18 protein-coding genes are annotated in these 19,572 nt (G+C 54.3%); all 18 read right to left on the bottom strand.

Annotation, left to right across the window (positions count from 1 at the left end; genetic code table 11):
- Positions 1-35: 35 nt before the first annotated feature.
- The 18 genes from HCQ99_RS00225 to HCQ99_RS00140 all read right to left on the bottom strand — a co-directional run bounded on the left by HCQ99_RS00225 (position 36) and on the right by HCQ99_RS00140 (position 19,560).
- Positions 36-524, bottom strand: coding sequence for a DUF6993 domain-containing protein (locus HCQ99_RS00225; RefSeq protein ID WP_166984573.1), 489 nt, complete (start codon positions 522-524; stop codon positions 36-38).
- 53 nt (positions 525-577) lie between these two features.
- Positions 578-1,081, bottom strand: coding sequence for a single-stranded DNA-binding protein (gene ssb / locus HCQ99_RS00220; protein WP_166984572.1), 504 nt, complete (start codon positions 1,079-1,081; stop codon positions 578-580).
- Between the two features lie 248 nt (positions 1,082-1,329).
- Positions 1,330-1,875 (bottom strand): peptide-methionine (S)-S-oxide reductase MsrA, encoded by a 546-nt coding sequence (msrA, locus tag HCQ99_RS00215; protein WP_166984571.1) that lies wholly within the window; start codon positions 1,873-1,875, stop codon positions 1,330-1,332.
- An 8-nt stretch (positions 1,876-1,883) separates the two neighbouring features.
- The gene (nadE, locus tag HCQ99_RS00210) at positions 1,884-2,732 is read right to left on the bottom strand and encodes an ammonia-dependent NAD(+) synthetase (protein ID WP_166984570.1); all 849 of its coding nucleotides are present in this window, start codon (positions 2,730-2,732) and stop codon (positions 1,884-1,886) included.
- Between the two features lie 33 nt (positions 2,733-2,765).
- On the bottom strand, positions 2,766-6,320 hold the full coding sequence (gene dnaE / locus HCQ99_RS00205; RefSeq protein WP_166984569.1) for a DNA polymerase III subunit alpha: 3,555 nt from the start codon (positions 6,318-6,320) through the stop codon (positions 2,766-2,768).
- A 62-nt stretch (positions 6,321-6,382) separates the two neighbouring features.
- Complete coding sequence (locus HCQ99_RS00200) at positions 6,383-7,297, bottom strand: RluA family pseudouridine synthase (RefSeq protein WP_166984568.1); 915 nt, start codon at positions 7,295-7,297, stop codon at positions 6,383-6,385.
- 2 nt (positions 7,298-7,299) lie between these two features.
- A complete protein-coding gene (gene lspA / locus HCQ99_RS00195) occupies positions 7,300-7,821 on the bottom strand; it encodes a signal peptidase II (RefSeq protein WP_279586866.1) in 522 nt (173 codons plus the stop codon).
- Between the two features lie 9 nt (positions 7,822-7,830).
- Positions 7,831-8,403 (bottom strand): DivIVA domain-containing protein, encoded by a 573-nt coding sequence (locus HCQ99_RS00190; protein WP_166984566.1) that lies wholly within the window; start codon positions 8,401-8,403, stop codon positions 7,831-7,833.
- Between the two features lie 86 nt (positions 8,404-8,489).
- On the bottom strand, positions 8,490-8,792 hold the full coding sequence (locus HCQ99_RS00185) for a YggT family protein (protein WP_243854510.1): 303 nt from the start codon (positions 8,790-8,792) through the stop codon (positions 8,490-8,492).
- A gap of 13 nt (positions 8,793-8,805) precedes the next feature.
- The gene (locus tag HCQ99_RS00180) at positions 8,806-9,297 is read right to left on the bottom strand and encodes a cell division protein SepF (protein ID WP_166984565.1); all 492 of its coding nucleotides are present in this window, start codon (positions 9,295-9,297) and stop codon (positions 8,806-8,808) included.
- Between the two features lie 33 nt (positions 9,298-9,330).
- Positions 9,331-10,494 carry a cell division protein FtsZ gene (ftsZ, locus tag HCQ99_RS00175; RefSeq protein WP_166984564.1) on the bottom strand — a complete coding sequence of 388 codons (1,164 nt, stop codon included), beginning with the start codon at positions 10,492-10,494 and terminating at the stop codon, positions 9,331-9,333.
- Between the two features lie 141 nt (positions 10,495-10,635).
- The gene (locus HCQ99_RS00170; protein ID WP_166984563.1) at positions 10,636-11,814 is read right to left on the bottom strand and encodes a cell division protein FtsQ/DivIB; all 1,179 of its coding nucleotides are present in this window, start codon (positions 11,812-11,814) and stop codon (positions 10,636-10,638) included.
- 20 nt (positions 11,815-11,834) lie between these two features.
- Entirely contained in the window at positions 11,835-13,265 is a 1,431-nt protein-coding gene (murC, locus tag HCQ99_RS00165) for a UDP-N-acetylmuramate--L-alanine ligase (protein ID WP_166984562.1), read from the bottom strand.
- Between the two features lie 32 nt (positions 13,266-13,297).
- Complete coding sequence (locus tag HCQ99_RS00160; protein ID WP_166984561.1) at positions 13,298-14,380, bottom strand: UDP-N-acetylglucosamine--N-acetylmuramyl-(pentapeptide) pyrophosphoryl-undecaprenol N-acetylglucosamine transferase; 1,083 nt, start codon at positions 14,378-14,380, stop codon at positions 13,298-13,300.
- An 18-nt stretch (positions 14,381-14,398) separates the two neighbouring features.
- Positions 14,399-15,586: an FtsW/RodA/SpoVE family cell cycle protein gene (locus HCQ99_RS00155; RefSeq protein ID WP_166984560.1), complete on the bottom strand. Its 1,188-nt coding sequence runs from the start codon at positions 15,584-15,586 to the stop codon at positions 14,399-14,401.
- Positions 15,587-15,588: 2 nt separating this feature from the next.
- The gene (gene murD / locus HCQ99_RS00150) at positions 15,589-17,061 is read right to left on the bottom strand and encodes a UDP-N-acetylmuramoyl-L-alanine--D-glutamate ligase (protein ID WP_166984559.1); all 1,473 of its coding nucleotides are present in this window, start codon (positions 17,059-17,061) and stop codon (positions 15,589-15,591) included.
- Positions 17,054-18,142, bottom strand: coding sequence for a phospho-N-acetylmuramoyl-pentapeptide-transferase (gene mraY / locus HCQ99_RS00145; protein ID WP_166984558.1), 1,089 nt, complete (start codon positions 18,140-18,142; stop codon positions 17,054-17,056). The genes murD and mraY overlap by 8 nt, the downstream gene beginning before the upstream one ends.
- Entirely contained in the window at positions 18,139-19,560 is a 1,422-nt protein-coding gene (locus tag HCQ99_RS00140) for a UDP-N-acetylmuramoyl-tripeptide--D-alanyl-D-alanine ligase (RefSeq protein WP_166984557.1), read from the bottom strand. Before HCQ99_RS00140 ends, mraY begins: the two co-directional genes overlap by 4 nt.
- Between the last annotated feature and the right edge of the window lie 12 nt (positions 19,561-19,572).

The raw sequence follows: 19,572 nt of genomic DNA, 5'->3' as shown, positions 1-19,572 counted from the left end.
GAAAAATGGTCATTTACAAGTGTAGGGCACTTAATCTACCAGTCGATTGGGCGGGTTTCACCAATCAGGCAGTAGCCGCTCTCCCCAGCTAACAGCACTGGCGCAATATCAACCTGATATGTCCGGTCACTAACCTCAAATTGCGCGATCAGACACTGGGAGTTTATGCGCACAGAGGCAAATATTGAATCTGCATTATCAGAGAGGGCTGTTTTATCGAGACTTACCTGCATTGCAGTTTTGTCAAAACCCGCGGCAACAAAGTGGTCTACTATGCTTCGCCCGTCAATTGGTGAACTCGATTTAGAGTAATCGTCAGCCTGCTTCGTGAAGTAGGCGAGATTCTCTTCGGCGCTGCCTCCCGCAACAAATTCAGCGTTTGAGTCAACCTCGTGTTGCCTAGGCTCTGCCCCAGAACCGTAAAGTGTCTCAACGGCAGAGCATCCCGTCAGCCCGAAAGCTGTAAACGCTAAGACAGCACCACCGAGGATCCCGAGAGATGAACGATTTGAAGCTACATGCATACTCTTATTCTAAGTGGGCCCTCGGTGGCGCTACCCGGAGCTAGCTGAATCATTCAGGCTGCTATCGGCTCTGCCTGTTCCGTTACTGTTTCTTCGCTCTGCGCTTCTAGGGGGTGCGAAGCAAAATTTTCGCTGCTACCAGGTTGCTCAGCCGCATGGTTGTCATGCGCTTCACTGCCCGCATCTAAGTGTTCACTGCGCACAACTCTTGTAAATCTGCTGATCCCGAATCTTAAGTCGAGGCCAAAACCGTCTGCATCTATTTCTACGCTGATCCCGCGCTGGCCCTGTTCGGTTTCCCACTGCCGTGTGCGCAGTTTGCCGGTGACAATAATGCGATTTCCTTTTGAGATTGACTCAGAGACATTTATTCCAAAATTTCCCGGCACATTTACCGTGTACCAGTTCGTCTCTGTTTCGACCCACTTCGCGGTTGCCCTATTCCAACGTCTCTCGCTTTCAGCGATGCGGAAACTTGTTTTAGAACTACCGTTTGCAAATTTAAACACCCGTGGAATGTTTGCAACCGTACCAACCACTGTCACGTGCGCGCTCATGATTTACCTTCACTTCTGGGCATCGAGAATCTGTTTAGGGCGCGGGAGGCGCCGTGCCCTTGTCTCCTCCCGCGTAAGCAGAAGTCTCGCAGCAGAAGTGAAAAAACTGCGGCCGCAGCCAAAATCTGTGGACAACAGTCTCAAACCGGATCGGTTACAAACAGAGTGACTAATCCATGTCGTGCCCACTGCAGCCCAGCACTAACAGCGCCTGTTTCGGGTGCTAACCTGTAAGAAAATTGCGGTGACTATTTTTGATACTCTGCGAACCGCGCCCGCACCTTGTTAACCTTTGGAACAGCAACTGCGAGGCAGTATCCCTGACCGGGGTTTTTAGCGAAGAAATCTTGATGATACTCTTCCGCTGCATAAAAATTCTCGGCCTTACTGATCACAGTAACGATCCCCCCACCCCAGAATTCGGCTGCGCGCTCTCTAGCTGCGGTAAACAGCTCACGCTGTTCATCATCAGCAAAGAACATTTCAGACCGATATTGGGTGCCGACATCATTACCCTGACGGTTCAACTGCCGCGGATCGTGCATTGTAAAGTACGCGTCCAAAATCACCTCAGCTGGAATTACCTCAGGGTCGAAGGTTACCGCAACAACTTCTGCGTGTCCCGTATTGCCCGTGCAAACCTCTTTATAGCTCGGGTTTTCGGTTACACCACCCGCATAGCCGGACACCACCTGCGTTACACCTTTAAGCGCACGATAGGCGGCGTCCAGACACCAGAAACAACCGCCGCCAAGAATGAAAGTTTGCTCTGCTTTAGCGCTTTCTACCGTCATTTTTCCTCCTAATTTTCACGCCACCAAGTGTCATTTGGCCCCGGCGGCAGCTGCCGCTTATGTTCGCTTATCGCATAGCGTCGCTCTAAATTCTCACGCACCCTATCAGCCACCTGCTCACCTGTGAGATAGCGGTCAATTTCGGTGTAGCTAACGCCTAGGGCGTCTTCGTCTGTCTGACCGGGATCGCTGTCTAACAGATCAGCGGTCGGCTTTTTCTGCCAGAAACGCGCATCTGCTCCAAGAGCTGCCAATAGTTCTGCACCCTGGGCCTTAGTCAGCCCCTGCAGAGGAACTAGATCCGCAGCACCGTCGCCGTGTTTCGTATAGAATCCTGTGATCGCTTCAGCCGCATGATCGGTGCCGATCACCAGCAAGCCCCGATCCCCCGCGATGGCATACTGCACCAGCATCCGCGCCCGTGCCTTCAGGTTACCTTTATTGAAATCTGTCATTCGTGCACCGTCACCAACAGCGGCGGCAGCAGTTTCAATCGCCTGCACCAGGGCATCCACGCTCGGTTTTATATCTACCGTAAGAACGGTATCCGGCTCAATAAAGCTGAGCGCTGCCTGTGCATCTTCCTCGTCACGCTGCACACCATAGGGTAGGCGGACAGCAACAAATGTTGCCTCCTCACCCGCTTCTCGCAGTTTATTGACAGCCAGTTGCGCAAGTCGCCCGGCAAGCGTTGAATCTTGGCCACCAGAAATGCCGAGCACAAAACCCTTTGCAGGCCCTGCCGCACGCAAATAGTCAACCATAAAGTCGATGCGACGCTGCACCTCAGCGGCCGGATCAATGCGGCTCGAAACATGCAAAGCGCGACCTATTTCTAACTGCTTTGTTTTGCTCATCTGTGCACCATCTTCGATCTAGCGGCTTGTGGGTCACCCATTACCAACACTATCGCTCACAATACAAGATTTACCGAAAAGCGCTTTCAGCTCACCGAATAAATCTGTTGCTGCCCGCACCCGCTCACGCAGTTGGAAGCGCCGCAGTTGACCGTTGGGTAATTCCAGTTCCAGAAAAACATCGCTAGATCCGCGATGCCGCTGCACAATGCGCTGCAGTTCCTGAATCGCGCGCTCTGTGGCTTTTGCATCAGGAATGCGCACTGTCACTGGTTGCACTGTGCCAGCGTTTGCGACATTCACATTAGTGATGCTGTAAGCGTGCATACTGACTTTATCGTCTCGCTTATTAAGGCGCCCGCGGATCGATACGACTGAGTCTGCAATCAGCTTGGCTCGATACTCCTGAAATGTGTTCCCCATAAAGAGCACTTCAATTTCACCGGAGTAGTCTTCCAGCGCCGCCATACCGTACATTTTGCCGCTCTTCGCGGTGCGCAGCTCCACGCTTGTAAGCAGACCGGCAAGCGTTACGGTTTCACCGTCCATATCCGACTCTTCACCGATAACCTGCAAAACCTGGTGGGTGCACTCGCGCGCCAGCACATCGTCAAGACCGCTGAGCGGGTGATCCGACACATAGAGGCCTATCATCTCACGCTCAAAAGCTAGTTTGTCGCGCTTTGAATATTCCGGCAGATCCACAATCTGATCGACGCTCGCAGGGCTGTCATCATCGGCCGCATTCGCTTCTGCAAACAGTGAATCAAAATCGAAACCGATGTTGCCACTTGCGGCATCCTTTTTATCTCGAATGCCCTGCTCAATCAGCCCCTCATGAGCTTCCACAAGAGAGCGACGTGTTTTGCCAAGGCTGTCAAACGCCCCCGCCTTAATCAGCGACTCTACTGTGCGCTTGTTCAAGACGTGCACGGGCACTGCTTTCACAAAACTACTAAAGGTGTCATATTTTGCCTGCTTGCGCCCGTCAATAATTCCCTGCACTACGTTGTGACCAACGTTTCTAACAGCACCCAGCCCGAACCGGATTTCCTCGCCGACCGCTGAAAAGTTCTGCACAGATTCATTCACGTCGGGGGCCAGCACTGAGATGCCCATCCGGCGGCACTCATTCAAATACAGGGCTAGCTTATCTTTATCTTTGTTGCCAACGCTCGTCAGCAGCGCAGCCATATACTCCGCCGGGTAGTGCGCTTTCAGGTACGCGGTCCAGTAGCTAATCACACCGTATGCAGCAGAGTGAGCTTTATTGAATGCGTAATCTGAAAACGGCAGCAAAATATCCCACAGTGTCTGCACCGCCTGCATTGAGTAGCCGCGTTCCTGCATACCAGCAGCAAACCCTGTGAACTGTTTATCCAGCTCAGCTTTCTTTTTCTTACCCATCGCGCGGCGTAAAATATCAGCCTGACCGAGCGAGTATCCAGCAACTCTTTGCGCGATCGCCATAACCTGCTCTTGATAAATAATCAGACCGTAGGTTGTGTCGAGAATGTCCGCGAGCGGCTCAGCAAGCTCCGGGTGGATCGGCACAATCTCCTGCTTGCCGTTTTTTCTTAGCGCGTAGTTGGTGTGTGAATCAGCGCCCATCGGGCCGGGTCGATAGAGCGCCAGCACAGCAGAAATATCTTCAAAGTTGTCCGGCTTCATAAGGCGCAAAAGGGATCGCATTGGCCCACCGTCCAATTGGAAAACCCCTAGTGTGTCACCACGCGCCAGCAGCTCGTAGGAGGCGCGATCGTCTAATTCGAGGGCTTCTAGATCGAGATCAAAACCTCGATTCAACTTAATATTCTCGATCGCATCCGAGATGATTGTGAGGTTTCTCAGCCCTAAGAAGTCCATCTTAATAAGCCCGAGACCCTCACACGTCGGGTAGTCAAACTGCGTAATAATTTGACCGTCAGCTTCGCGCTTCATGAGCGGAATAATGTCGACTAGCGGATCGCTCGACATAATCACACCGGCCGCGTGCACGCCCCACTGCCGTTTCAGCCCTTCAAGCCCCGTGGCTGTCTCAAACACTCGTTGATAGTCCGGGTCGGTCTGAATCAAATCTCTGATCTCAGCGGCTTCTTTGTGTCGCGGATGCGAGCCATCAAAAATACCGGAGAGTGGAATATCTTTACCCATTACCGCCGGCGGCATCGCCTTTGTCAGTTTCTCACCAACGGAGAATGGGTATCCCAGCACACGGCCGGCGTCTTTCAGCGCCTGTTTTGACTTGATCGTGCCGTATGTGACGATCTGCGCCACCCGCTCATCACCGTATTTTTCTGTGACGTATTGGATCACTTCCCCACGTCTACGATCGTCGAAATCCACGTCGAAGTCTGGCATGCTGACACGATCGGGGTTTAGGAATCGCTCAAATATCAACCCGTGTTCTAGCGGATCGAGGTCGGTGATGCGCATCGCATACGCCGCCATTGAGCCAGCCCCCGAACCACGGCCGGGGCCGACCCGGATACCGTTGTCCTTCGCCCAGTTGATAAAGTCGGCAACCACCAAGAAATAGCCGGGAAAACCCATTTGGGTGATAACTTCGGTCTCATACTCGGCCTGTTTGCGCACCTCGTCTGAGATCCCTTGCGGATACCGATACTTAAGGCCGCGTTCAACCTCTTTAATGAACCAGCTTTCTTCGCTCTCGCCATCCGGCACAGGAAAGTGCGGCATAAAGTTTGCGCTCTGATTAAATTCAGCGTTACACCGTTCAGCGATTAACAGAGTGTTGTCGCAGGCTGCAGGAAAATCGCGTAAGAGGTGTCGCATCTCGGCGGCAGACTTCAGGTAGTAGCCGTCACCGTCAAATTTAAATCGGTTTGGATCATCGATCGTGGATCCCGACTGCACGCACAATAGCGCCTCATGGCTGGTTGCATCGTGCTGATGCGTGTAGTGCAGGTCATTAGTGCCGACGAGCGGAATGTTTAATTCTTTCGCCAGTCTGAGCAGGTCTTTTGTGACCCGCCTTTCGATTTCGAGACCGTGATCCATAATTTCGGCAAAGAAATTATCCTTCCCGAAAATGTCTTGGAAACGCGCCGCTGCTGCACGGGCTTCTTCGTACTGCCCTAATCGCAGTCGGGTTTGAATCTCCCCCGATGGGCACCCTGTGGTGGCGATAATTCCTTTCGCATAACGCTCTAACAGCTCAACATCCATCCGCGGTTTGAAGTATTGACCCTCAAGCGATGAATAGGTTGAGAGGCGAAACAGGTTGTGCATTCCCTGAGTTGTCTCTGCCAGCATCGTCATGTGTGTGTAGGCACCCTTACCGGAGACATCGTCGGGGCCGCCATTACCGAAAAAGTTTGGCTCGCGAACACTGCGGGGTGTGCCCGGTGTCAGGTATGCTTCGATACCGATTATCGGCTTAATACCAGCGTCTTTTGCCTGCCGCCAAAAGTCAAACGCCCCGAACATATTGCCGTGGTCGGTGACGGCAATCGCAGGCATATTTTGTGCGGCCGCCGCTTGCACCAACTCACCAATCCGCGCCGCACCGTCAAGCATTGAATATTCGGTGTGCACGTGGAGGTGCGCAAAATTATCGCCGTTCATTTTCGCCTACCCGTTTTGAAAATCAGAAACTGTTTGAGTGTTAGTGGCAGAGATGTTACTTGCTAAGTTGCTAATATTTTTAGCGCTGCCGCAAGATCCGGAGAATAATCGCTTTTGAAGGTCACTCGCTCTCCTGATCCCGGGTGCGTAAATTCAAGTTCGACCGCGTGCAGCCACTGCCGCTCAAGACCAAGTTTTTTAGCCAAAGTTGGATCCGCACCGTAAGTGATATCACCAACACAGGGGTGCCGAAGTGACGACATGTGCACCCTAATCTGATGAGTGCGCCCGGTTTCTAACCCGACCTCCAGCAGGGTCGCATGGGGAAACATCTCTAACATCTCGTAGTGGGTCACGGCGTGACGCCCATCAGCGGTTACCGCAAACTTCCACTCTGATCTGTTGTCCCGACCGATTGGCGCGTCAATCGTGCCGCGGAAAGGATCGATATGACCGTGCACAACTGTGTGATAAATTTTGTGCACTTCGCGCGCTTTAAACTGCCGTTTCAACTCAGAATAGGCATACTCACTCTTCGCAACAGTCATAACACCGCTTGTGCCCTGATCCAATCGATGCACAATTCCCTGTCGCTCGTGCGCCCCGGATGTCGCTATCTGAAAACCACGAAACGCCAGCACGCCCAACACCGTAGGCCCGGCCCAACCCAATGATGGATGAGCGGCCACCCCAGCAGGTTTGGATACGACAACGATATCGTCATCTTCGTGAATTACTGCGAGCTCGGGCACGTCCAGCGGCACAATTTCCGGATCGGGTTTTTCCGACCAGTCAAGCTCTATCACTTCCCCCACGTAAAGCCTGTCGCTCTTCTTCAAGACATGACCGGCACGGGTCAGGTTTCCAGCCTTAACTATTTCACTCGCCCAGGCGCGGCTCACACCGGTGAGCTCCGCGACAGCGGTGTCAGCACGAACACCGTCTAGAGTCTCAGGAATAGTGAGTTTTTGTTGCACTGCTACCCCTGTTCCTTCTCACGCGGCAGTAACACCGACAACAGCACTAACAGCACAACTGCAAAGGTCAGAGCGATGTCGGCGAAATTGTAGACCGCAGGCACCAGCCACGGGGTGTACACGAAGTCAACCACATGCCCCTCAGGAAACCCTGGTGCACGGAATAGACGGTCTATTAGGTTCCCTAGAGCACCACCAAGCAGCAACCCAACAGCGACAGCCCAACTTGTGCGCACGATCTTCGTTAATTGTGTGCAAATCACCACAACAACCACCGTCGAAAGCAGAGTGAAGACCCATGTTGCATTCTCGAGAAATGAGAATGCTGCACCCGGGTTAAACACCAGCACAAACTGCAGGGCCTCACCGAGAATGTGAACCGCTTTTCCAGGTTGCAGCCGGTCGAGCGCAATCAGTTTTGTGAGTTGATCAGCTAATACCACTAAAGCCGCGACGCCGACCGAAAACAAAGCCTTCGATCGGCGTCGTACTGGCGGTGCCTGCTGAGAATCTACAGAAGGCATCGCGGAAAATTACTCTGCTTCAGGAGCACCGGCTGGCTCTGCGCCCTCGTCCAGGCCGCGCAGCTGCTGTTGAATGTATGAGCGCAGGGTTGAGCGGTACTCTGCTTCGTACTCACGCAGTTCGGTAATTTTATCGACGAGCTTGGTGCGCTCGACACCGAGCTGGTTGAGCACATCTTCACGCTCAGTCTTCGCCTCGTCAACCAAACGCTGCGCGGTCTCTTCACCCTCAGCGATAAGGGTTGAGCGCTGAGTTTCACCCTCGTGCACATATTTGTCGTGCAGCTCAAGAGCCATCTGCAGCATTGCGCTTGATTTCTCTGCCTCTGCGGCGCGTGCGTTGCCGGTTGGGGCGGTTTCTTCTTGAGCAGCAGCAGGATCAGGAGCAGCACCACGTGCAGCCTCAAGCTCAGCAGTCAGCTCTTCGATTTGCTGCTGCAGCTCTGCCTTTTCAGCATCACGATTCTTCAGCTCTTCAGCAACCTCGTCAAGAAAAGCCTCGACCTGATCCATCTCGTATCCATCGCGGAATTTCGTGATCGAAAAACTCTTCAAATCAACTGATTCTGGTGTGAGGGCCATGTTAAATCTTTCTACTCTTGGTCAGGTGGTGGTCTGTGACCGTCTGCAAACATTCTATGCGCTACCCGCTGTTAAAGAAAATATAGCTAGCGCAGCACAACAAATGTCAGCACATTCATAAGGACAATAATTGCGAACATCAGGATCATCAGGGACAGGTCTAGCATGACTTCCCCGACTCGCACTGGTTTTACCCAGCGTCGTATCAGCTTTAGCGGCGGATCGGTAACCGTAAAAATTATTTCAAACAGCACCAATACTATGCCGCGGGGGCGAAAACGTCGGTTTAAGACCAGCACCCAGTCAATTATCAGGCGCGCCCAGAGCACATACAAATAGATGCGCAGCGCAAGGAACGCGATGCTGATAACAACGGCCAGTATCCCCATCTGAGACAGCTATTTACTGGGCAGCGGGCGCTATAAAGAATGAGCCGCTGTCATTTGAGTTTTCTTCGTCTGCTGGCTCTCCTACGGCAATATGTGCCGGGGTGAGCAAGAAAACCTTTCCAGTAACGCGCTCAAAATGACCGTTCAAACCCATCACAAGACCTGAAGCGAAGTCAATTAGACGCTTGCTGTCAACGTCGCTCATGCGCGACAGATTGATGATGACGGGAACGCCCTCGCGGAAATTTTCTGCAATCACAGGAGCTTCTGCATAGTGCGCCGGATGCACGGTCAGGATCTCGCTGAGCGGTTGCGCCTGCGCGCTATATGTTGGAGTGACCGCGTGCAGCGGAGTCACGTTTCCGGCTCCGACAGGCTGTTCGGTTAGGTGCTTCTGACCGCGACCTGCAGGGGCCTCAACAACCTCAGTCTCGTTCTCGCTGGGCGCCAGTTCTTCCTCAGCTAACCCAAGGTAAACCATGGCCTTCTTCATTGGATTTGCCATTTTCTGCTCCTATTAAATCTTTCGGATACCTAATTACTTCAGGAAATCTGGGATGTCTAGATCGTCATCATCTGCATCAAACGCAGGATCTGATATTTGCTGCTCCAAAGGCGCAGGGTGGGCAGCAAAATCTGGCACACCGCCGGTAGCATTAGCGCCTGGCGCAACAACCGGGCCGGTTTCATTCACAGCTTCTGCCGCCACTACTGGGGCTGCAGCGCGCTGCACAGCCGGCCGCGGCGCGCTACGCTTTGCAGCCTGGTCGTCAAAGCCGGCAGCAATTACAGTGATGCGCACGTCATCACCAAGGGACTCATCAACAATGGTACCGATGATGATGTTAGCTTCTTCGTGCACAACCGCCTGCACAAGCGAAGACGCTTCGGTAATTTCGCTCAAGCTCAGGTTTGAGGAGCCCTGGATCGAGAAGAGCACACCGTGCGCTCCCTCAATTGCGGTTTCCAAGAGAGGTGAGTTAATCGCGTGCTCAGCAGCTTTGATCGCGCGATCTGCGCCGCGCGCAACACCAATACCCATAAGCGCAGTTCCAGCGCCCTGCATAACCGACTTCACGTCTGCAAAGTCTAGGTTAATAACGCCAGGGGTTGTGATCAGGTCGGTGATGCCCTGCACACCGGCCAACAGCACCTGGTCTGCCTCAGCAAACGCATCAAGCATGCTAATTCCAGGCTCTGAAATATCGAGCAGGCGATCGTTTGGCACAACGATCAGAGTGTCAACCTCTTCACGTAAGCGGTGAATACCCAGATCAGCCTGTGCGCTGCGGCGCTTCCCCTCAAACGAGAATGGACGGGTTACAACACCGATTGTTAGCGCCCCGATTGACTTAGCAACCTTTGCGACAACTGGCGCAGCACCGGTGCCTGTGCCACCACCCTCACCGGCGGTGATAAACACCATATCCGCGCCAGAAACCGCCGCTTCAATCTCTTCAATATGATCTTCAGCTGCCTGACGCCCAACTTCTGGGTCTGCTCCCGCACCGAGACCGCGGGTCTTTTCGCGGCCGATATCGAGTTTAACGTCTGCTTCGCTTGAATCAAGCGCCTGCTGATCGGTGTTAATCGCAATAAACTCGACGCCACGCAGGTTACGAGCGATCATCCTGTCAACGGCATTTACGCCGCCGCCACCGACACCTACAACCTTGATCACCGCCGGTGAAATGCTGTGCATAACTTCCGCGCCCTTCGCTACAACTTTAAGGTTCAGGTTGAACCTTAAACTATATACTGAGTAGTTCTTTAAGTAAAAACTATTTGCAGACACACTTAGGTCGGCGCAGACACACCGAGACGCGTGACAAAACTATCTAAATTATCCAAAAACAGGAGATTCAGTAGAGCTCACATCAATAACTGAAATGCTGCGGTCAGCAAGCGCGCCACGCATCCGTGCATAAATCACTGATTTTAAGGCGGTATCTTCGGCGCTGCCCCACCGCAGAGTGAGCCCATCGCGCATCCTGAACACCACATCTTGTGAAGTGGTCGCGCTCACCTCAGCAATCTCTGCCCGCAACTCCGGAGCAATATCGCGCAACACTTCAGCGGCGGCAAAAAACCCTTTCGAGCCGGGCACAGCGGCCTGTTCTTTTGCAACGGGCACCGTTGGTGGATCCGCATTCTCAAACAGCGTCACCCCGGCAGCGTCAACATAGGTGAAGTTTCCCGCACTCTCCAGCGCCAGCACCGCCTGCCGCTCCTGAATTCTGACAACCAGGGTGTGCGGGGGCACAGTCTCGTATGTGTATCGCTGCACCAGCCCAAAAGGCTCTAGCGCCGCAGCAACATCCTCGCTGCTCACAAGCGCAATAGGTTTGCCCTGCAGCGGCCGCAGTGCCTCTTCAAGCACACTCGATTCAATGGCACTGTTGCCGGTAATTTCAAATTCCTGCACTGACATTAACGGCGTATACACACCAACCGCAACAGTTCCCGCAACCAGAAAAACTGCGCCACCAACTATCGCAGCGCGCAGCAACTGCTTGCGTCTGCCCGCGACTATGCGTAAATTGCTTAGCAGGCGGCGCTTCTTAAGCTTCCGCCGCACCGTTTTCAATTCCTGTTTTGCGGATCGCACATTCTCTGGCCCGCGTAAGCGCTCTTTACCGCCGTTCCATAGAGCCGTAAACTGTTCGCGCAGCTTAGCGGAGGCAGCTGCTACCCCACCCCGCTCGCTGTCATCGCCTGCTACGCTCTCTTTTTCAGTCGGATCAAGGTGATCGGCATCCCACACTGAAGCTTCACGCTGCTGGTGGTGAGCGCGCTCGACAGCCAATAGCAGCGCTTCATCCCGCTTTTTAGGGCGTCGAAAAAGACGCGCCTCATCAGAATCGGTCTCTGCCGGCGAGATGATTAATGTTTCTGATTCAGAATCAGGCACTGGGTTTGCGTGCGATTCTGTCTCGTTTTCTTTAGGTGTTTGGGCAGCTTTCCTCTCCCACAACGCTGAATCTTGGCGCTGTGGGCGATCAAAACCGCTTGGTCGCTTCACCTAATCAGTTTACTTTCCGCTTAAAAGCCCGGCGCTAACCTCGTGTCTGCAGCGGGGTTTGCAGCAATCAATTCTTCGACAAGCTGCGGAATTATTTGATAGACCGATCCGCAGCTCATTGTGACGAAGAGATCTCCAGGCTTAGCTATTTCAGCGACGTGCGCAGCAGCATCAGCCCAGTTATCGATATAACGCACTCTGTCCTGATTATTAAAATCATTCGACACAAGCGCGCCGGTTACTCCTGGCACCGGGTCTTCGCGTGCGCCGTCAACTGGGAGCACGATTGTGTAATCAGCGCCGTTCTCTAACACCTCGGCAAACTCTTTATGGAAGTGTTGTGTGCGAGAGAAAAGGTGTGGCTGATGCACAGCAATCAACCGGCCCGGCTGCGCGACAGGTCGCGCAGCGGCAAGCAGAGCCGCAACCTCCGTGGGGTGGTGTGCATAGTCGTCATAAATACGCACACCACCAATCTCCGCGTGAAATTCAAAGCGCCGCTTGGTGCCCGCAAAGTTTGCAACCGCTGCCGCAGCCTCTCGCAGGGTATAGCCGAGGTGTAAAAGAGTGGCGACAGCACCGGCAGCGTTAACCGCATTGTGCGCACCAAAGACCTGCAGCTGAGTGCGAACACTCTCGCCGTTCGCGGTAACAGTAAAAGCAACCGGACCGGTCACATCAATCTCGGAGACTCGCACATCGGCAGTTTCTGCGAGCCCAAAGGTCACAACCCTGGTTGCCTCCGGCAGAGCTGCCAGCACCTCCTGCGTGCCGGGATCGTCACTTGAGGCAATGACAACCTCAGAAGCGGCACGCGCAAAATCAACAAAGGCCTGCATGAAGTTTTCGCGCGACCCGTAAAAATCAAGGTGCTCGGGATCAACGTTGGTAATCACCGCAATCGCAGTGTCATAAAGCAGGAATGAGCGATCCGACTCATCCGCTTCAATGATGAAGGTGTCATCAACTCCGTCACGCGCGCTCACACGCAAGCTTTCAATAACTCCGCCGTTCACAAATGACGGATCGGCACCAACCCCAAGAAGACCGGTAACAACCATGCCGGTCGAGGTTGTTTTACCGTGCGCCCCAGCAACAGCCACCAGCCGACGGTTACGGGTGAGCCACGCAAGCGCCTGTGAGCGGTGCAGCACGGGAATGTTGTTTTGCAAGGCGTACTGGTATTCCGGATTATCCTGCCACAGCGCTCCCGTAACAACCAGCGTATCGGCGCCCGCAACGTGCTCAGCAGCATGCCCTATGTGCACGGTTACCCCAAGCTCCTTAAGAGCTTTTGTGGCCGCGTTTTCGCTACGATCTGAGCCGGTCACGAAAACCCCACGGGCGTGCAACATGCGCGCGATACCGTGCATCCCGGAGCCGCCAATTCCAACAAAATGGACGCGACCGAGATCGTCTGGGATCTCTAGGTCAAGATCGGGGTAAATCATGCTAGCTAGCGTACCGCGGACTGCCGTAAGAGTTACTGATTACGCGCCGCTAGCGCTTCGCTAACCAAGGCAAACAGTTGCTCTGCGCCATCAAGCACCCCGACCGTTTTCGCCGCTTGCGACATTGCCTCAAGACTCTCACTATCGTGCAACAGCGGGATCAAAGTGTGCCGCACAAATTCGGTTGTGAGATCCTGATCCTCAACCATCAGCGCTCCCCCGGCCTGCACAACCACCTGACAGTTCAGCGCTTGCTCACCGTTACCGTGCCGATAGGGCGCAAAGATTGCGGGAATACCAAGGCCGGCTATTTCGCTAACGGTGGTGGAGCCGGCACGTGACACAATCAGGTGTGCAGCGCTGAAGGCAAGATCCATACGATCGCAGTAGGACAGCACCTGATAGCCGGGCACATTCGGATCTTTGACCTCAGTCAGCCCTCCCCAAATATGTAAAACCTGGGCTCCGCTATCGATAATCTCCTGCGCATTTTGCGAAACACCCTCATTTATGCCCTTCGCGCCAAGCGAGCCACCGGTCACAAGCAGCGTTGGCTTCTCTGCATCGAGGCCAAAGTGCGCGCACGCTTCTTTTCGTAAGGCTCTGCGGTCGAGCGCCTCAATCTCACGGCGCAACGGCATTCCGGTCACGCGGGCGTTTTTAAGCGGTGTGTTCGCAAAAGTCACAGCAACAAAATCGGTGTATCGAGCCCCCAATTTATTTGCCAGACCGGGCTTTGCGTTTGCTTCGTGAATAACAATCGGCACACCCTCCTTGCGTGCGGCGCTGTAAGCGGGAGAGGCGGCATATCCACCAAACCCGACAACAACATCAACACCGCGGTGCCGGATCAACTGGCGCACCTGCTGCACGGCCGAACGATATTTCGCAGGGAACTTCAGCGCAGCTGCGTTTGGGCGGCGCGGAAACGGGAGACGCGGAATCACCACCAACTCAAATCCGCGCTCCGGCACAAGGCGCGACTCAAGCCCTTCGAGAGTTCCTAAAGCAATAATTTCAGCGTGCGGATCGCGCTCTCGAATAACTTCGGCGAGCGCAAGCAGCGGATTTACGTGGCCTGCGGTGCCTCCGCCGGCTAACAGATAAACGGTCATTGTTTTCTTTCTTCCCACCTACGCTTCAAATTTGCTTAAACTATCACCGCTGTTTTGCTTATTTGCATCGCGCAACACAGCAATCACAATTCCCATAGCCGATAGACACGAGATAAGCGCGGTGCCACCCATCGAAATCAGCGGCAGCGGCACACCGAGCACCGGCATCAGACGCAAAACAACAGCAATATTCACCAGCGCCTGGCCGATGATCCACACCATAATGCCGCCCACAAGCGATTTTCCGAAAACTGTCGGGGCGATCCTAATCACACGCACCAGCAAGACAGACAGCACAATGTACGCGAGAATCACGGACACAGTGCCAATTAGTCCGAGCTCTTCACCGATGATTGAAAAAATATAGTCGTTTTCCGCCGCCGGCAGCCACTGCCATTTAGCTTTTGAGTTGCCCAATCCTGCGCCAACCAGCCCGCCGCTGGCCAGTGCCCACACGCCGTGCAGTGGTTGCCAGTCGAGACCCACATAATCATCACCACCGCCACTAAGGCTCATGATGCGCCGCAGTCGGTTCGGGCTGGTAATCACAAAAAAGAATGCAAAAGCTGCAAGAATACCCCCGAACGAGAGGATGGTTTTCCACCGTGTGCCGCCAAAAAATAGCGCACCACCAAAGGCCAATCCCATAACACTTGCTGTGCCAAGATCGTGACCTAGGATCACCGGGCCGATCGCGACACCTGCTAAAGCCAAATAGCGAATAATCTCTGCCCCCACGGCCAGCCGTTTCTTAAAGTGAACAGCCGCGAAGGAGGCAACCATGAGCAGCATCGCAATTTTCATAAATTCCGATGGTTGCAGAGAGAAGCCGCCGATTCTTAGCCAATTTCGGTTGCCCCAAACCTCAACGCCCAGGGGTGTAAACACCAACAGTTGCACACCAAAGGCACCCAGAAATAGAAAGGGCGCAAACCGCTCATAATAGCGCAGCGGAATCCGTGCAGCAGCGATCATTAACAGCACACCGGCAATAGCGAATCCAAGGTGCCTAAAACCATCACCCCAGGGGCTGCGGTTCGCCTCGAATGAGGTGATCGACGATGCGGAAGCAACCATCAGGGTGCCGAATCCGACCAGCCCACAGACAACAACCCACAACCAGTATTCAATACTGTTAGCGCGTGGTTTACGCACCCAGCTCACCACGCCGCGGAGGTTGTTTTCGAGCCCGCCCGTCTCAGCCATAGCTAACCTGCAACAATCTCTCGCACCGCGGCGACAAACTGCTCGCCCCGGTCTGCGTAACTGGCAAACTGATCCATGGAGGCAGCAGCAGGCGCCAGCAGCACCGTATCACCGGCCTTCGCAAGCTGCTGCGCTTTTGCGACAGCTTCCAACATCACCGGCAGGCCTGCACGCGCGGCTATCGGATAAACAGCAACATCGGGTGCCATCTGAGCAAAGGCTTCTGTGACCGCTGTCTGCTCTGCCCCAATTACAATCGCAGCGCGCAGACGATTCGCATGTTTGGCAATAAGCTCAGAAATATCGACGCCCTTCAAAAGGCCACCGACGATCCACACAATGCTCTCGCTTGTGGCAAGACTGGCTCTCGCTGCGTGCGCATTTGTTGCTTTTGAATCGTTCACCCAACGCACATCATCAGCGACCGCCACTAACTCGCAGCGGTGCCTGTCTGGTGTAAAGCCTAAAATTGCTTCACGTATGGCAGCCGGGTCGATATCGAGAGAGCGCACCAGCGCGGTCGCAGCTAAAATATTCTCGATCGTGTGCGGCTGCAAAAGCCCCCGCTCCTGCAGTTCAGTCAGTGTCACAATTTCAAGCGCTGAGGTTTTGCGTTCCTGGTGGTAGCCGCGATCCGCAAGCAAGCCCTCAACAACGCCGAAGCCGGAGACCGGGGGCACATCTAGGCCGAAACTAACCGCCCGCGCCCCCTCGCGCACATCCGCGTTTTCCACCATGCGCAAAGTATTATCGTCTGCGCGGTTGTAGATGCACGCTGCTTTGGTGCGCTCAAATACATTTGCCTTATCGGCAATGTATTGTTCAAAGCTTCCGTGCCAGTCAATATGATCCGCAGCAATATTTAGGCAAACGCTCGCGTGTGGCTCTATGTCGCGCACCCGAGCGAGCTGAAAACTAGAGAGCTCTACAACCAACACGTCAAAGCCCGCAGGGTCCCGCACCGCATCCAGCACCGGAACACCGATGTTACCGACCGGGGCAACACGCTTTCCCGCAGCGAGCAGCATGTGCGCAGCGAGCTGGGTGGTGGTGGTTTTCCCGTTGGTTCCGGTGACGCACAACCATTCAGCAGCGTGCACTTTGTCGCGCACCCGCCACGCGAGATCAATATCGCCCCACACCGCAACATCGTTTTCTACGGCCCAGGCGTCGAAGGGGTTTCCCGGGTAGAAACCTGGTGAGATAACCATCAGATGCGGATCAAACTCAATCAGTGAACGCAGCATCGCCTCTTCATCGCCGGCAAAAAAATCTGCGCCAATCACCTCTAATAAGCGTTCACGGTCGGGGTCGTTAGAACCGGCAACCACCCGCACTTCAGAGCCGAGTTCTGCGAGTGTATCAGCGACTGAAAACCCGGTGACGCCGAGCCCGAGCACGGCCACCCGCAAACCTCTCCAATCTGCATACCAGCTGTTGAGACCGGCTAACCGGTCAGCGCTTAGATTAGCCACTTAGCACCACCCATTCAGCGTAGAAGAGCGCAACACCAACCAGCACCAGCGCGCCAGCGATAATCCAAAAGCGCACAACGATTGTCACTTCCTTCCAGCCCTTCAGTTCGAAGTGGTGATGGATCGGGCTCATTAGGAAGATGCGCTTACCGCCGGTTGCTTTAAAGTAGAGCCGCTGCAAAATCACGGATCCGGCTTCCATCAGGAAGAGCCCCCCGAGCACGATCAGCAGCAGTTCAGTGCGGGTGAGGATCGCAAATCCCGCTACCGCACCACCGATTGCCATCGAACCGGTATCACCCATATAAAGCAGCGCTGGTGAGGTGTTCCACCACAGGAATCCAACCAAAGCGCCGGCGAAGGCTGCGGCCACTACAGCTAGGTCGAGCGGGTCACGCACCTGGTAGCAGCCAGTCACTTCTGGTTTATAGACACAGCTTTGGGAGAACTGCCAAAAGCTAATAATGAGGTACGCAAAGAAAACCAGAATTGAGGTGCCTGCCGCCAAGCCGTCAAGACCATCTGTCAGATTCACTGCGTTGGAGGTCGCTGTTGTAATAAGCAGGATCCAGAGCACAAACAGGATCACGCCGACAACTGTGCCCATCACAAAAAAATCGATTGACGTATCACGAAACAGTGATATCGCTGTAGACGCCGGTGTAACGCCGGCATCATTCGGGAAGTTAATTGCAACAAGAGCAAAAACGCCCCCAACCAGAACCTGGCCGATAATCTTAGCCCAGCCGCCAAGGCCCAATGACTGCTCTTTTTTAACCTTCAGGTAGTCATCAATGAAGCCGACAAGACCGCACCCGAGAGAGAGCCAGAAGATGAGCAGGGCTGACAGAGTCGGGGTCTCCCCCGCAATTAGTTTTGCCACAAAGTAGGCAAAAACTGCGGCGGTCACAAACCAGAGGCCCCCCATTGTCGGAGTGCCGCGCTTTGAGTGGTGACTTTCAGGCCCGTCTTCACGAATGAACTGCCCCCAGCTCAATCTCGTCAGCACTCGCACAAACAGTGGTGTGAAAAACAGCGACAGAGCCAGCGCGATAATGCCAGCAAGCACTACGGCGATCAACTCAGTGCCTCCTTCAGGTCGTCACCTAAAAATCTTAGTCCGGCAGCGTTGGATGATTTGATGAGCACTGTGTCGTGCGGTTTAATTTCATCCCGCAGATAGGTGAGAGCCTCTGCGCTAGAGGGGAAATATTTTGCTTCCGACTCGCTCCAGGCGCCCTCGTTGATGGCTGAAATATACATCCGGCGATTGTTTTCACCAACGACAACAACCTGCCCGATGCGCAACCGCACCGCAAGCAAACCGATACGGTCGTGTTCTGGGCCGGATTCATCTCCCAGCTCACTCATTGCACCCAGCACTGCGATGCTCCGCCCCGCGGGATCTGCAATTTGTGTCAGCGTTTTTAGGGCAGCGGCCATAGACTCAGGGCTCGCGTTGTAGGCGTCGTTAATCAGGGTTACTTCGTTAGGCAGCTGGGAAACCTCCATGCGCCACTTTGCGGGGCGCACAGTAGCTTCCAACACTTCCACAATGTTCTGAAGATCTAGACCAAGATCACTTGCAACAGCTGCCGCAGCGAGCGCATTTGCAACGTGGTGCTCACCAAGCACCGGGAAATTCACGGGTTTTGAGACTCCATCAACCGTGAGGATGAAGCTAGTTCCTGCGGCGCTGACGGTAATCTCTGCGGCGCTCACTTCTGCGGCACTCACTGTTCCTGTTGCATCGAACCAGCGCACACGGCCGCGCGCCTGCTGCTGCATCGCTGCAACGAGAGGATCGTTTGCGTTCAGCACCGCAACCCCCTCTGCCGTTAGGGCCTCAACCATTTCACCCTTGGTTGCCGCGGTTGTCTGGATCCCGCCAAACCCGCCGGCGTGCGCTTTTCCAACCATCAAAACAACGCCGTAGTCAGGCTGCGCCATACTGGTGAGCAGCGCAATCTCACCACGAGCGCTTGCGCCCATTTCAACAACTAAGTATTCGGTTTCCTGACAGACGCGCAGCATTGTCAGCGGGCCACCAACTTCGTTGTTAAACGATTTTTCTGATGCGACTGTGTTTCCAAGCCGGCCGAGCATCTTGGCAAGCAAATTCTTGGTGGTAGTTTTGCCGTTGGAGCCGGTTATCGCAACTACTTTCAGACCGTGCTCTCGCTTCGCTTTTGTGACGACGTATTTCGCTAAGCTGCCGAGCGCTGTGTCAGCACTGTCAACAATTATCTGCGGCACGCTCAGATTATCTTGCGGATCCTCACCGATAATTAGCGCCGCACCGGCCTCTACCGCGTTTCCAATGAAACGATGCCCGTCTGTCACCTGCCCGCGGCGCGCAAAATAAATTTCTCCCGGTTTAACCTCGCGCGAATCCGTCTTGGCGTCGCCGCTCACAATACTTGTTGCAGAGTATCCCGCCGCAAGCTTAAGGTTCCCAGAAACCGCATCGGCAATTTCTTGCAAAGTCAGTGCGATCAAGGCTGCCCCCTT

Source organism: Canibacter zhoujuaniae, from assembly GCF_011752015.1.
Lineage (GTDB): Bacteria > Actinomycetota > Actinomycetes > Actinomycetales > Microbacteriaceae > Canibacter > Canibacter zhoujuaniae.
The sequence above is the reverse complement of the archived record's forward strand: the minus strand, read 5'-3'. Positions and strand labels throughout refer to the sequence as shown.